This window comes from Campylobacter coli (assembly GCA_039516895.1).
Lineage (GTDB): Bacteria > Campylobacterota > Campylobacteria > Campylobacterales > Campylobacteraceae > Campylobacter_D > Campylobacter_D coli_B.
The window spans coordinates 1,381,318-1,394,030 of sequence record CP154437.1 but is presented as its reverse complement, the minus strand read 5'-3'; the positions used below and the strand labels follow the sequence as shown (position 1 = coordinate 1,394,030).

Below are 12,713 nucleotides of genomic sequence, written 5' to 3'. Positions count from 1 at the left end.
TTTTTAAGCCTTAGAGTTTTACTCTTAGGCTTTGTAAATTCTGATTCAAATTTCCTTCTTTTTCTTTCCACACAAGTTTAAATTCGGGTTTAAAAGTTTCATTTTCAAGTTTTAATTCTGTGTTTTTTAATGTAGATTCTAAAAAAGCAAGATGTTTTAAAGCTGTATCTTTGTCATCAAAAATTAAAACAAAATCATTTTCTACGATAAAAATTTTTGCTTTAAAGCGTTTTAAAATTTTTGCAATTTGTTTTAGAATAAGCTTAATATATATTTCTTGAGTATCCTTAAATTCGTTAAAGTGAAGTAAAGCTATAGTGTAAGAATTTTTACCTTTGATAAAGCGATTGAGATTTTTTTCATTAGGAAGTTTGGTTAGGGTATCAAAAAATGCGATTTTGTAGGCTTGATAAATCAAATAAAAGCAAAAAACCAAACTTGCAAATTCAAAATAAGCAAATCCCCAAAAACTTTCAAATAAAAATTGAAAATTTGCTCCCAAAAAAGCTAAAAAAAGATAGTTTTCTTTGCTTTTAAAGGCTTTGATGATTAGGATAAGTGAAATAAACATAAAAAATAAAAAGCTAAGCTCACTAAGAGGTCTAAAAAAATTTAAATTTAAAAAATGAAAATTCAAATTTGCAGCGCTAAAACCGGTATTTCTTGGCAAGAAAAAGCTTAAAAGTATTATAAAAATAAGTAAAATCGCAGAGCTTAAATTTTTTTGTTCTATTATAAGTTTTCCCATTTGTTTGACGCTAAGTAAAATAAAAACCAAAGGCAAAAATAAAGAAACAAACAAATGTGCTTGAAAGGTACTTGTATAAAGATAGGGCAGATGAAAAATAAACAAGGCGAGTGTAAGAAAAAAAATTCTTGTATTTTTGAAATAAAATGCCAAAGCAAGTGCTAAAAATTCAAAAAATATACTAAAAATACTTAAAGATTGTAAAAAAAACATTAAATAAAACCTTAAAATTTTAAAGATAAAAGTAGAAATTGTATAGAAAAAATCTTAAAAATTGGTTTTATTTGAATTTATTGATTATAATTTGAGATTTTTTGGCATATGAGATATTGAGCGATCTATTCCATTTGTGTTTTTTTAAATTTGGCATATAAGTCAATAACATTTAAATCACTTTTTAAAACTTTCTTTTCTGCATTTTCACTAAATTTGGCAAGCTTGTGAAAATTTTCATAACTTTCGTTAATTGCTTCATCAATAGCCAACCCTTGTAGTATTACGCGATAAAGATTTGGTCTAGTTTTTTTCCAATTTCGTAAAGTTTGCACATCAACCCCCAAAAAGGCAGCCATATCTCGTTTTGTCATCATTTCTCTTTATATTGTTTTTTGAAATGATAAAATATAAGTTTTTAAATTTTATATATAATAATATTTATGCTTAATTTATAAAAAAAGCATAAATATTATTGTTTTTAAGATTTATTAAAGTTTTTTAAATTTATAATTTGGAGTAATTTTTATATTTTAAGGAGAATTAATGGAAGGCGTAAGTGGCGGATCTATTTTTGTAACAATGTTATTGTTTGTATTATACATGTTACCCGCTATTATTGGTTTGAGTAGAAAGCATTCTAATTGGCTGATAATTTCTTTGCTGAATTTGTTTTTTGGTTGGACTTTTATTGTTTGGCTTGTGTGTTTAATATGGTCTTTTACAGGAAGTTTTAAACAAACTATTATTATTAAAGAAAAAAATGAAAAATAGGAGAAAAAATGACAAAATTTTTAAGTGTTTGTGGTTTAATTGTGGTATTGTTAAATGGTTGTGGAGGCGATTTTCCTGGGCAGCCAAGTGATGTGGTTAAGGTTCAACAAAATAAATACTCAACAACTGGGAATTTAAAAGAAGAAATTCCTTACAATAAAGAGTCAAGGATACATGGAATAAAAAGAACCTTTTATGATAATGGCCAACTAAGAACAGAAGAGAACTATAAAAATGGAAAAAGAGATGGGGTTAGCAGAGAATATTCTAAAGATGGACAACTTTTGGAAGAAATGAATTTTAAAGATAATCGTGGATATGGTGATTATATTGGCTATTATGAAAATGGAAACATTAGAGCGAAGGGTAAATTACTTGGTTTTGATGAAGATGGAATGCAAGAGTTTGAAGGTAACTATAAAGAATATTATGAAAATGGCACTTTAGCTCTTGAATATAATTTTAATAATCAAGGCAAAATGGATGGGTTGCAAAAATCCTACAATCAAAATGGTTCCTTAGAGAGTGAAGAAAGTTACAAAAACGGAATCAAAAATGGAATTTTTAGATACTATAAAAATGGTGAAATTATTAAAGAAGAAGAGTTTACAAATGGAATTTTGATACCAAAATCTAAAAGCTAAAGGAGCAAATATGTTTAAAAAAGTGATTTTGTTTTTATTTATAGGATTTATATACCTTCAAGCCAATCCATTGGAACAATGCGATAATGCTAAAATTATTTCAAGTCTTAAAAAGCAAATTCCTATTGAAATTTTTAAAAATATGTATGAATTGTCAGGATTTAAAGCTCAAGGAATTGATTACGAATCTTATGAAAAAAGTATGAAAGAAATGGCTAAGCATTATGGAAAAACAAATTATACTGATATGATTGAAATTAATTCCATTTCAAATTTTGTTCTTAATTCTGATTCTTGCATGGTTATGGTAAATGCTATCTTAAAGGGGGAAAATAGAAAAGGTCTTTGGAGTGTTACTTATAAAGTTTTCAGTGCAAATAAAGTAAAAATTTCAGAATTAGCTTATGTCAATGGAGATTTTAAATAAGACTTATAAAAAATTAAGTAATGAGAAATCATTGCTTAATTAAATTTTACTACTCAATTAACTTCAAGTCTTTTTTCGCTACAATTTCTTAAAAATTTTTATAAGTAAAAAATTGAAGGAAAATTATGGTTGAAGTTAAAAATCTTACTATGCGCTTTGCAAATCAACTCTTATTTGAAAATGTAAATTTGAAACTTGTTCGCGGCCAAAGATATGGACTAATAGGAGCTAATGGTGCAGGAAAATCTACCTTTTTAAAAATTCTTTCGGGCGAGATAGAGTCAAGTAGCGGAGAAGTCGTCTTTGATGAAGGATTGAGAATAGCTGTTTTAGGTCAAGATCAATTTGCTTTTGAAAATTATACCATCAAAGATGCGGTAATGTGTGCAAATAAGCGTTTATATGATGCCTTAAAAGAAAAAGAAAAACTTTATATGAGCGAAGAATTTACAGATGAGATCAACGAACGCTTAAGCGAGCTTGAAATGATAACAGCTGAAGAGGATCCTAATTATGATTGTGAAACGCGTTGTGAGAAAATTTTAAGCTCTTTAAAAATCAAAGATTTTGATGCTTTGATGAGCACCTTGCAAAGTGCAGATAAATTTAAGGTTTTACTTGCACAAGTATTGTTTTTGGGCGCAGATGTACTTTTTTTAGACGAGCCTACAAATAACCTTGATTTAGAAGCGATTTCTTGGCTTGAAAATGAGCTTTTAAGACATGAAGGAACCTTGGTGGTGATTTCTCATGATAGGCATTTTTTAAATAAAATTTGTACAAGAATTTTAGATGTGGATTTTAAACAAATTCGTGATTTTGCTGGAAATTATGATGATTGGTATATGGCTTCAACACTTTTAGCTAAACAAGCTGAGCTTAAACGCGATAAAACCTTAAAAGAAAGAGAAGAATTAGAAAATTTTATCCGCCGTTTTAGTGCGAATGCCTCTAAAGCAAAACAAGCTACAAGTCGCGCAAAGGCTTTGGAGAAATTAGAGCTTGAAGAGATTAAAATTTCAAGTCGCAGGGATCCAAGTATAGTTTTTAGAACAAATCGTGAAATAGGAAATGAAGTTTTAGAGCTTAAGGGTATTAGTAAGGCTTATGATAAAGAATTGTTTTCAAATTTAGAATTAAAAATCGAAAAAAATGACAAAATTGCTTTAATTGGTGCAAATGGTGTAGGCAAGTCAACTTTGGCTAAAATCATTGCCAATGCTATTGCTCCTGATAGCGGTTCTATGCACCTTGGAGCGACTATAGAACTTGGATATTTTCCTCAAGATACAAGCAATTTAATTTGTGAAAATTTGAAACTTTACGAATGGCTTATGAGTGAAAAATTCAAAGATTTGGATGAAATTCGAAAGTGTTTAGGTAGAATGCTTTTTAGTGGTAGTGATCAAGAGAAAATGGCAGCGAGCTTAAGCGGAGGAGAGAAGCATCGTTTGATGCTTTCGCGTTTAATGCTAGAGCGCCCAAATTTTTTACTTTTGGATGAGCCTGATAACCATTTGGATCTTGAGAGTATCATAGCCCTTGGTGAAGCTTTGTATAATTTCAAGGGTGTTGCACTTTGCATAAGTCACGACAGGGAGCTAGTTTCTGCTTTTGCCAATCGTATTTGGCACTTAAAAGATGGAGAACTGACTGATTTTCGTGGAACTTACCAAGAATTTTTAGGAGAAAATGATGGCTAAATTTAGAATTCAGTATAGCGCAGGCTTTGGACATTTTACCCAAAATCATAAAGGCTTTGGACCTACTATTTATATAGAAGAAGTGGTGGAATTTGATAATGGTAAGGATTATTTTGATTATATAGATTTTTACAATACTTATTCAAAAAGCGATGATACTTATTTCCATATCAGTTTTTTAGAGGATAGACCTTTAAGTGATAAAGAAATCACTATACGTAATGAATATCGTAAAATACGCGATGAAAATTGCAAGAGAGCAAAAGAAGAATTTATAAGAGATAATGAACTTGATGTAGAACATTTACCAACTCATGGTGATTAAGGAACACTTTTTGCTTGTATAGTTTTTGCATATTTTGAAAGGAGAAAGCTATGCAAGTAAGTTATAAAACTATTAGCTCATATGAATATGATGCGATTAGTGGTCAGTATAAGCAGGTGGATAAGCAAGTAGAAGATTATTCTTCGACTTCTGATTCTGATTTTATGGATATATTAAGTAAATTAGAGGAAAATTCGGGTACTTCTAGCACGGAAGAAAATTTACAAAACAATACCCAAAGTTCAAACTCTAATTCCTCTCAATACGCACAAATGTCAAGCATGTATGCTTATCGTTTTAGGCAAAACGAGGGCGAACTTTCTTTAAAAGCTCAAAGTGCGAGTGTGCATAATGATCTTTTAAATCAAAATGCAAATGGACAAAATAAAGACAGTAGTCTTTTGGGTGATTTACTCAATGCGATTTAAATTAAAGCCTCAAACGAGGCTTTAAGATAGATTATAATTTCTCTATTTCAAAAGGTGTAAATTTGGTGCAAAAGATTTCAAACTTTTGCTCTTCCTCTTCGTTTAAATTTAAGTTTAAAATCACTTTTTCATTTTTAAAGTCTCGCTCAAATTCCAAAGAGTGAGTTCTTAAAAAATGTTCGAAGCGATTGAGATTTTTAAAATCTATGGCAATTTTGATATTTTTTTTAAATTCAAAAGTTAGCAAGGAGGCATTGTTAATCGCTGCATTTGCCGCATCACTATAAGCTCTTACAAGTCCTCCTGTCCCAAGTTTGGTGCCACCAAAATATCTTACAGTGATGACTGCAGTATTGATAAGTTCATATCCTCTTAAAACGTTTAAAGAAGGTATGCCTGAAGTGCCTTTAGGCTCGCCATCATCGCTTTTATCTTCTATGATTTGATTGTATTCATTTAAAGTTCGATAAGCATAAACAAAATGAACGGCTTTGGGGTGTTCTTTTTTTAAATTTACAAGCAAATTTTTAAAATCCTTAAAAGGGCAAAGATAGGATAAAAAAGTAGATTTTTTAATTTCAATTTGTGCTTGAAAAATTTGATCAATTGTTTGCATTTTCGCCTTTTTATTTGGTATTATGATTAAATAAGGTAAAATATAATGTATTAATAAAATTTTTAAAAATATACTATAATTTTACAAAAATTAAGGAAAGAAATGTCAAAAACAAGTCAAAAGAATTCAAGTTATAAAATTTATGAGTTTATCATAGAGTCTATAAAAGAAGGAAGTTTAAAACCTAATGATAGAATAAAAGAACAAGATATCGTGCAGCAAACAGGCTTTAGTAGAACACCTATACGCGAAGCTTTAGGACTTTTGCAAAATGATGGAATTTTGGTACAAGATAGTAAAAAAGGGCTTGTTGTCGCTGGACTTGATTTGATTTCTATTACAAAATTATATGAAATAAGAGAATTACTAGAAGGCGAAGCAGCTAAACTTGCTGCCCAATATGCTTCTTCATCGGAGATAGAAATTTTAGAAAATATAGTTCAAGCTCAAAAAAATATCACAGAATTAAATGAATTAAAATCAAATAATGTTTTATTCCATCAAACCCTATATCGTTGTTCAGGAAATCATTATTTGTATAAAATTATGGAAAATTTAGATCGCTCCTTATTGCTTTTAGGAGATAGCACTTTAGCTAAAGAAAATCGTGCTAAAGAAGCCTACAAAGAGCACCTTGCTGTTGTAGAAGCAATAAGAAATAGAGATATTGCAAAAGCAGAAGAAATGGCTAAATTTCATATAAGGCAGGCTTATAAAGTACGTTTAAGTAATATTTTAAATCAATCATAGATTTATAACTCATACTTTTATTATTCTCACACTAGAACTTTCAAAAAATTAAACTTTCAAATTTCTTAAAATAAAACAATCAAATATTTAGTCTTTTAATATTTTTGAATATTTTTAAATATTTTTGTGTAAATATGTAACTTAAAAAATACTTTTGTATGCAAAAAGATATTTTAGTATATTTTTTTTCAAAAACTAGTTTATAATGAAAAGAAAAAAGGAGGTTGCATGGCAACAAGGTCTAAAAGTGATGCTAAAACCATTTTTAGTGTGGCTAGTGGTAATTTTTTAGAAATGTATGATTTCGCAGTTTATGGTTTTTATGCTGCTTTTATTGCTAAAGTATTTTTTCCAGCTGAAAATGAGTTCATTTCTTTAATGCAAAGTTTTATGGCATTTGGTGTGGGATTTTTGATGCGTCCTATTGGAGCTATTGTTCTTGGATCTTATATGGATAAGTATGGTAGAAAAAAAGGACTTGTTTTAACTTTAGGCATCATGGCTTTAGGAACTTTAAGTATAGCCTGTTGTCCTAGTTATGAGAGTATAGGAATTTTAGCTCCTATTATCGTAGTGATTGGAAGACTTTTACAAGGTTTTAGTGCAGGTGCTGAGGTAGGAGGAGCAAGTATTTATTTAGCCGAGATTGCTCCAAAGCATTTGCGTGGTTTTTATGTGTCTTGGCAAAGTGGTTCCCAGCAAGTAGCCACTGTTTTTGCAGGTGCTTTAGGTGTGCTTTTGCATTATCTTGTAGGAGATGCACTTATGCAAGCTTGGGGATGGAGAATTCCTTTTATTATCGGTTGTTTGGTTGTACCTTATATTTTTTATATAAGAAGAACTTTGGATGAAACTCCTGAATTTAAAGCTAAAATTCATCAAGCGCCAAAAACCTTAGGAGCAATATTTCAAAGCATAAGACAAAATATACCTATTGTATTTTTTGGAATTATGTTTGTAATGATGACAACGGTAACTTTTTACTTTATTACAGCTTATACTCCAACTTTTGCTAATAAGGAACTTCATTTTAGTAAGCTTGAAAGTTTTGCAATTACTACCATTATAGGTGTTAGCAATACTTTTTGGTTACCTTTTTCAGGATATATAGGAGATAGGATAGGAAGAAAGCCTATTTTATTGACTGTAACTTTTTTAGGTGTGATTAGTGCTTATCCTATGTTAAATTTCTTAACCAATAATATCTCTTTTACTAATTTGGTTATAGTTGAATTATGGTTTAGTTTTATTTTTGGTGCTTACAATGGAGCTATGGTTGTATCATTATCTGAAATTATGCCAAAAAATGTAAAAGCCTTAGGTTTTTCTTTTTCTTATTCTATAGCGGTGGCAATTTTTGGAGGCTTTACTCCAGCGATTTCAACTTATTTAATAGAAAAAACTGATAATCCTGCTTCACCTGCATTTTGGTTGACTTTTGCGGCACTTTGTTCTTTAATTGCTTCTTTAGTGATATTTAAAAAGGGCGGAATTTATGAAAGACAGCAAAAAGGAGAGTGAAATGGAATTTGATATAGTAGTTATAGGAGGGGGAAATGCAGCACTTTGTGCTGCAATATCAGCTGCTAGTAAAGGAAATGTTAAAATAGCTCTTTTGGAAAGCTCTCCAAAAGAGTGGAGGGGTGGGAATTCACAACATACGAGAAATTTACGCTCGATGCATGACGCTCCTACGGATGTTTTGGTTGAAAGTTATAGTGAAGATGAATTTTTTGAAGATGTTTTTAAGGTAACTAAAGGGCAAACCAATGAAGAATATGCACGTTTTGTTATCTCTCATACTCCACAAGCTGTAGAATTTGCAAAAAAATACGGAGTTCGCTTTCAGCCTTCGATGCGTGGAACTTTGCATTTAGGACGAACAAATGCTTTTTTTCTAGGTGGTGGAAAATCTTTGGTGAATGCTTATTTTAATACAGCTCAAAATTTAGGCATTGAAATTTTTTATGAATTTGAAGCTTTAGATTTGGTTATAGATGAGGGTTGGTGTAAAGAAATTTTAGTTTTAGACAAAAAACAAAATAAAGAATTAAAATTCAAAGCAAAGGCAGTGATTGTTGCAAGTGGTGGTTTTGAGTCAAATTTAGAATGGCTCGAAGAAGCTTGGGGAGAAAAGGCAAGAAATTTTATTATCCGTGGTACACGCTTTAATCAAGGTAAAATGCTAAGGGCTTTGCAAAAAAATCATGCTCAAATTATAGGAGATCCTACACAAGGACATATGGTTGCTATTGATGCAAGGACTCCAAAATATGATGGAGGCATTGCTTCAAGGGTTGATTGCGTGTCTTTGGGTATAGTGGTTAATAAAAAAGCACAAAGATTTTATGATGAAGGGGAGGATTTTTGGCCTAAGCGTTACGCAATTTGGGGTCGTTTGGTGGCAAATGAGGAAGATCAGATTGCTTATTCAATCACAGATTCTAAGGTGCAAAAATGTTATATGCCATCACTTTTTGAGCCTATAGTAGCAAATTCAATTGAAGATTTAGCAATCAAGATAAATTTAGACCCAAAAGCTTTAAAGGCGACACTTGATGAGTATAATCAAAGCGTTGTAGAGGGTGAGTTTAATCACACTATACAAGATAATTGCTATACACAAGGTTTGAAGATAGAAAAAACACATTGGGCTTTAAAGATTAATACTCCGCCTTTTTACTGCTATCCTTTGCGTCCAGGTGTTACTTTTACTTATATGGGGGTAAAAGTGGATAAAAATGCAAGAGTTTATCAAGATGATGGCGAACTTTTTAAAAATGTTTTTGCTGCCGGTGAAATCATGGCGGGCAATATTCTAACTCAAGGTTATGTCGCGGGTTTTGGTATGAGTATAGGAAGTGTTTTTGGGCGTTTGGCTGGTGAAAATGCGTATGATTTAATAAAGGAAGTAAAATGAAAATTACAAAAATTTATGAAGATGCAAATAAATCTTGCATTATATGCAATTCTTGTCGTTATTGTGAAGGACTTTGTGCAGTTTTTCCAGCAATGGAAAAAAAGCGTGAATTTTCTTTAACAGATATGGATTATTTAGCAAATTTATGCCATCAGTGTTCAGAATGTTTTTATGATTGCCAATACGCGCCCCCGCATGAATTTAATGTTTCCATTCCTAAGCAATTTGCTGCACTTAGACAATATAGCTATGAAAAATACTCTTTTCCAAATTTTTTAGGAAGTGCATTTAGAAAAAATGCGGTTTTAACAACTATAGTTTTAATTTTATGTCTATTTTTTGGTTTTTGGAGTGCTAGTTCTTATGATGGCGAAAGCACAAATGGTAACTTTTTTGCTGTAGTTTCATATGAATATATGGTTAGTGTTTTTAGCATAGTTTCCCTTCTGGTTTGTATCGCACTTTTTGGCGGGATTATTAAATTTTATCGTGCCATTGAAATTCAAAATGTAAATTTCAAAGTTTTTGTTCAAAGTATCAAGGATGCAATGACATTAAAATATCTTGGTGGGCATAAAAATGAGGGTTGTACTTATCCTAATGAAAAGCGTTCAAATATAAGAAAAATATTTCATCATTTTACAGCTTATGGTTTTTTATTTTGTTTTATAGCTACATGTTTGGGTGCGATTTATCATCATTTTTTAAATTTGGTAGCACCTTATGATATCACACAGCTTCCTAAAATTTTTGGGATTTTGGGTGGAATTATGCTTTGTATAGGATCTTTAGGTTTATTTGTTTTAAAATGTATAGCGGATAAAAATATCATTGATGAGCAAAGTGTGAGTATGGATTATACTTTTATTTTTATGCTTTTCTTGGTGAGTTTTACAGGAATTTTACTTATGTTTTTAAAGCACAGCTTTTTCTTATCTTATGCGCTTTGGTTTCATTTAAGTTGTGTTTTGGCTTTTTTTATTATGATGCCTTATTCTAAATTCATTCATATGTTTTATCGTTTTATTGCTCTTTTAAAATACAATAGCGAAGAAGAAATTTGATATAAAAATGCCTATTTTTAGGCATTTTTATAGAAAAGTTCATTTTAAATGATACTGATTTTTGAAAAGTATTTTTCAATTTGTATTGGTTGATATTTAAGTTTAATTTTGTAAAATCAAATTTATGGAAAAAATCAAAAATTATAAGCTTATTATTCTTTTACTTGCTTTTGATTTATTGGCTCTACTTTATGGAATTTCAACCCTTAGTATAAGCACAGATGAGGCTAAGATTTATTTTGAAGATAAAGGCAATTTTCTTTTTTTGAATCATAGTTTGCTTTATTATCTTACACATTTTGGAACTTTTGTTTTTGGACAAAACGACTTTGGCTTGAGAATTCCTATTTTATTTTTTCATTTTTTAAGTTGTATTCTGCTTTATATTTTGGCTTTAAAATATACAAAAACTCATTTTGATAGTCTTTTAGCTCTTCTACTTTTTGTCTTGTTGCCAGGTACTGTTGCAAGTGCTTTGTTGGTAAATGAAGCTTCTATAGTGATTTTTTTAACACTAGCTATAATTTGTGCGTATGAATATGAAAAAAAATGGATTTTTTATCCGCTTTTGATTTTAGCTTTATTTATAGATAAGTCTTTTAATATTTTATTTTTAACCTTTTTCTTTTTTGGAATTTATAAAAGAAATTCTTTTTTATTGACTTTGGCTCTTGTGCTTTTTGGCTTGAGTATAAGTTTTTATGGTTTTGATACGGGTGGGCGTCCAAGGGGATATTTCTTAGATACTTTAGGAATTTTCGCTGCTTGTTTTTCGCCGCTTGTTTTTATTTATTTTTTTTATGTGGTTTATCGTTTAACTTTTAAAGAGCAAAAAAGTTTACTATGGTTTTTAATGAGCGTAACCTTTATTTTTTGCTCTTTGCTTTCTTTAAGGCAAAAGCTTTACTTGGAGGATTTTTTACCTTTTTGCGTGATCTGTACGCCATTACTTATCAAAACCTTGATGGCAAGTTATAGGGTGCGTTTACCACAATTTAGGTTAAGATATAAAATTTTTATAGAATGTTCTATCATTTTTTTACTATTTTGTTATTTTGTTATCATAGGAAATCAAATTTTGTATTATTTTGTTTCTGATCCAAAATATAATTTTGCCAACAATTATCACCTTGCCAAAGAATTAAGTAAAGAGCTTAAAAAACAAGAAATTTTTGAATTAAGAGTCGGCACATCTTTGCAGCCAAGATTAAGATTCTATGGTATTAAAGATAGTAATACTTTTTATCTAAAAAGCATTAAAAATAAAGAACAACTTGATAAAAATAAAAAAAATATTATAATAAAGCTAGGAAAATTTGAAAAAATTTATCAAATTCAAAGATACTAGCGATGCTTTTACGCTTTTTGAGCTAGTTTTGGTCGTTTTAATTTTAGCCCTTGTGATTTCCATAGCACAAATCAATCTAAAGCAAGATAGATTGATGCAAGGCGCAAAACAAATTCTTAATGACATACGCTATGTAAGATCTTTAGCGATGATTCAAGAGAGCTTTAGGGATTTGGAATTAGCAGTGGCAAAAAGAGAGTGGTATAAAAGCAGATGGCAATTATATTTTATCAATTCAGCAGCAACAAATTATGAGCAAACCTATACAATATTTTTAGATAAAAATGGCGATGGAAATGCTAATTTAGGGAAAACTGAAATCAATATCGACCGTGAAATTGCTGTAGATATCATAAACCCTAAAAAATTAATGAATTCAGGACAAAGTGGAGTCATTGATAAGAGTGATAACAAGACTACGCAAAGATTTAATATTTTTAAAAAATTTGGCATAAAAAAAGTAGAATTTAGAGGTTCGTGCAGGGGTTCTACAAAGATAATTTTTGACGAAAAAGGAAGATTATATTCTCCTTTACGAACTTCTCAAGGTATTTATGATAAAAATTTAGCTAAAACCAATCAAGACTGTATCATACGCTTAAGCTCAATACAAGCAAATCAAATTTGCATTATAGTCAATCCGCTTAGTGGTTTTGCTTACATACCTAAATTTCAAGATTTTAACAAGCAAATGATAATGATAAATGGTACAACTTCTCAATGTTCTAAAATTTAGAATACTTTAATTTTTAT

The 12,713-nt window shown here is 30.0% G+C and carries 15 protein-coding genes; 12 read left to right on the top strand and 3 right to left on the bottom strand.

Annotated features, from left to right (window positions below; all coding sequences use genetic code 11):
- Positions 1 to 10 precede the first annotated feature (10 nt).
- Both AAID94_07005 and AAID94_07000 read right to left on the bottom strand, forming a co-directional pair.
- On the bottom strand, positions 11 to 961 hold the full coding sequence (locus AAID94_07005; protein XAK23576.1) for a hypothetical protein: 951 nt from the start codon (positions 959 to 961) through the stop codon (positions 11 to 13).
- Positions 962 to 1,086: 125 nt separating this feature from the next.
- Positions 1,087 to 1,335 carry a hypothetical protein gene (locus tag AAID94_07000; GenBank protein XAK23575.1) on the bottom strand — a complete coding sequence of 83 codons (249 nt, stop codon included), beginning with the start codon at positions 1,333 to 1,335 and terminating at the stop codon, positions 1,087 to 1,089.
- Between the two features lie 172 nt (positions 1,336 to 1,507).
- On the opposite strand from AAID94_07000, the gene AAID94_06995 reads away from it, so the two are divergent.
- The 6 genes from AAID94_06995 (at position 1,508) to AAID94_06970 (ending at position 5,262) form a co-directional block, all read left to right on the top strand.
- Positions 1,508 to 1,735, top strand: coding sequence for a superinfection immunity protein (locus AAID94_06995; protein XAK23574.1), 228 nt, complete (start codon positions 1,508 to 1,510; stop codon positions 1,733 to 1,735).
- A gap of 8 nt (positions 1,736 to 1,743) precedes the next feature.
- Entirely contained in the window at positions 1,744 to 2,379 is a 636-nt protein-coding gene (locus tag AAID94_06990; protein XAK23573.1) for a toxin-antitoxin system YwqK family antitoxin, read from the top strand.
- A 10-nt stretch (positions 2,380 to 2,389) separates the two neighbouring features.
- Entirely contained in the window at positions 2,390 to 2,806 is a 417-nt protein-coding gene (locus AAID94_06985) for a hypothetical protein (GenBank protein XAK23572.1), read from the top strand.
- Positions 2,807 to 2,931: 125 nt separating this feature from the next.
- Positions 2,932 to 4,509 (top strand): ABC-F family ATP-binding cassette domain-containing protein, encoded by a 1,578-nt coding sequence (locus AAID94_06980; protein ID XAK23571.1) that lies wholly within the window; start codon positions 2,932 to 2,934, stop codon positions 4,507 to 4,509.
- Positions 4,499 to 4,834 (top strand): hypothetical protein, encoded by a 336-nt coding sequence (locus AAID94_06975; GenBank protein XAK23570.1) that lies wholly within the window; start codon positions 4,499 to 4,501, stop codon positions 4,832 to 4,834. The genes AAID94_06980 and AAID94_06975 overlap by 11 nt, the downstream gene beginning before the upstream one ends.
- Before the next feature lie 50 nt (positions 4,835 to 4,884).
- Complete coding sequence (locus AAID94_06970) at positions 4,885 to 5,262, top strand: hypothetical protein (GenBank protein XAK23569.1); 378 nt, start codon at positions 4,885 to 4,887, stop codon at positions 5,260 to 5,262.
- A 31-nt stretch (positions 5,263 to 5,293) separates the two neighbouring features.
- Here AAID94_06970 and AAID94_06965 read toward each other — a convergent pair whose 3' ends face one another.
- Positions 5,294 to 5,878 carry a YigZ family protein gene (locus AAID94_06965; protein ID XAK23568.1) on the bottom strand — a complete coding sequence of 195 codons (585 nt, stop codon included), beginning with the start codon at positions 5,876 to 5,878 and terminating at the stop codon, positions 5,294 to 5,296.
- A 102-nt stretch (positions 5,879 to 5,980) separates the two neighbouring features.
- On the opposite strand from AAID94_06965, the gene AAID94_06960 reads away from it, so the two are divergent.
- The 6 genes from AAID94_06960 (at position 5,981) to AAID94_06935 (ending at position 12,696) form a co-directional block, all read left to right on the top strand.
- Positions 5,981 to 6,628 carry a GntR family transcriptional regulator gene (locus tag AAID94_06960; protein ID XAK23567.1) on the top strand — a complete coding sequence of 216 codons (648 nt, stop codon included), beginning with the start codon at positions 5,981 to 5,983 and terminating at the stop codon, positions 6,626 to 6,628.
- Between the two features lie 228 nt (positions 6,629 to 6,856).
- A complete protein-coding gene (locus AAID94_06955) occupies positions 6,857 to 8,149 on the top strand; it encodes an MFS transporter (protein ID XAK23566.1) in 1,293 nt (430 codons plus the stop codon).
- Complete coding sequence (tcuA, locus tag AAID94_06950; GenBank protein ID XAK23565.1) at positions 8,124 to 9,548, top strand: FAD-dependent tricarballylate dehydrogenase TcuA; 1,425 nt, start codon at positions 8,124 to 8,126, stop codon at positions 9,546 to 9,548. The genes AAID94_06955 and tcuA overlap by 26 nt, the downstream gene beginning before the upstream one ends.
- Positions 9,545 to 10,612: a tricarballylate utilization 4Fe-4S protein TcuB gene (gene tcuB / locus AAID94_06945; GenBank protein XAK23564.1), complete on the top strand. Its 1,068-nt coding sequence runs from the start codon at positions 9,545 to 9,547 to the stop codon at positions 10,610 to 10,612. The genes tcuA and tcuB overlap by 4 nt, the downstream gene beginning before the upstream one ends.
- Before the next feature lie 124 nt (positions 10,613 to 10,736).
- Positions 10,737 to 11,960, top strand: a complete 1,224-nt coding sequence (locus AAID94_06940) for a phospholipid carrier-dependent glycosyltransferase (GenBank protein ID XAK23563.1) — start codon at positions 10,737 to 10,739, stop codon at positions 11,958 to 11,960.
- Positions 11,929 to 12,696, top strand: coding sequence for a prepilin-type cleavage/methylation domain-containing protein (locus AAID94_06935; protein XAK23562.1), 768 nt, complete (start codon positions 11,929 to 11,931; stop codon positions 12,694 to 12,696). The genes AAID94_06940 and AAID94_06935 overlap by 32 nt, the downstream gene beginning before the upstream one ends.
- The last annotated feature ends 17 nt before the right edge of the window (positions 12,697 to 12,713 follow it).

What these genes read in the sequence shown, in the direction of transcription:
- AAID94_07005 (XAK23576.1), bottom strand. Translation starts at nt 961, where the DNA reads ATGTTTTTTTTACAATCTTTAAGTATTTTTAGTATATTTTTTGAATTT.
- AAID94_07000 (XAK23575.1), bottom strand. Translation starts at nt 1,335, where the DNA reads ATGACAAAACGAGATATGGCTGCCTTTTTGGGGGTTGATGTGCAAACT.
- AAID94_06995 (XAK23574.1), top strand. Translation starts at nt 1,508, where the DNA reads ATGGAAGGCGTAAGTGGCGGATCTATTTTTGTAACAATGTTATTGTTT.
- AAID94_06990 (XAK23573.1), top strand. Translation starts at nt 1,744, where the DNA reads ATGACAAAATTTTTAAGTGTTTGTGGTTTAATTGTGGTATTGTTAAAT.
- AAID94_06985 (XAK23572.1), top strand. Translation starts at nt 2,390, where the DNA reads ATGTTTAAAAAAGTGATTTTGTTTTTATTTATAGGATTTATATACCTT.
- AAID94_06980 (XAK23571.1), top strand. Translation starts at nt 2,932, where the DNA reads ATGGTTGAAGTTAAAAATCTTACTATGCGCTTTGCAAATCAACTCTTA.
- AAID94_06975 (XAK23570.1), top strand. Translation starts at nt 4,499, where the DNA reads ATGATGGCTAAATTTAGAATTCAGTATAGCGCAGGCTTTGGACATTTT.
- AAID94_06970 (XAK23569.1), top strand. Translation starts at nt 4,885, where the DNA reads ATGCAAGTAAGTTATAAAACTATTAGCTCATATGAATATGATGCGATT.
- AAID94_06965 (XAK23568.1), bottom strand. Translation starts at nt 5,878, where the DNA reads ATGCAAACAATTGATCAAATTTTTCAAGCACAAATTGAAATTAAAAAA.
- AAID94_06960 (XAK23567.1), top strand. Translation starts at nt 5,981, where the DNA reads ATGTCAAAAACAAGTCAAAAGAATTCAAGTTATAAAATTTATGAGTTT.
- AAID94_06955 (XAK23566.1), top strand. Translation starts at nt 6,857, where the DNA reads ATGGCAACAAGGTCTAAAAGTGATGCTAAAACCATTTTTAGTGTGGCT.
- tcuA (XAK23565.1), top strand. Translation starts at nt 8,124, where the DNA reads ATGAAAGACAGCAAAAAGGAGAGTGAAATGGAATTTGATATAGTAGTT.
- tcuB (XAK23564.1), top strand. Translation starts at nt 9,545, where the DNA reads ATGAAAATTACAAAAATTTATGAAGATGCAAATAAATCTTGCATTATA.
- AAID94_06940 (XAK23563.1), top strand. Translation starts at nt 10,737, where the DNA reads ATGGAAAAAATCAAAAATTATAAGCTTATTATTCTTTTACTTGCTTTT.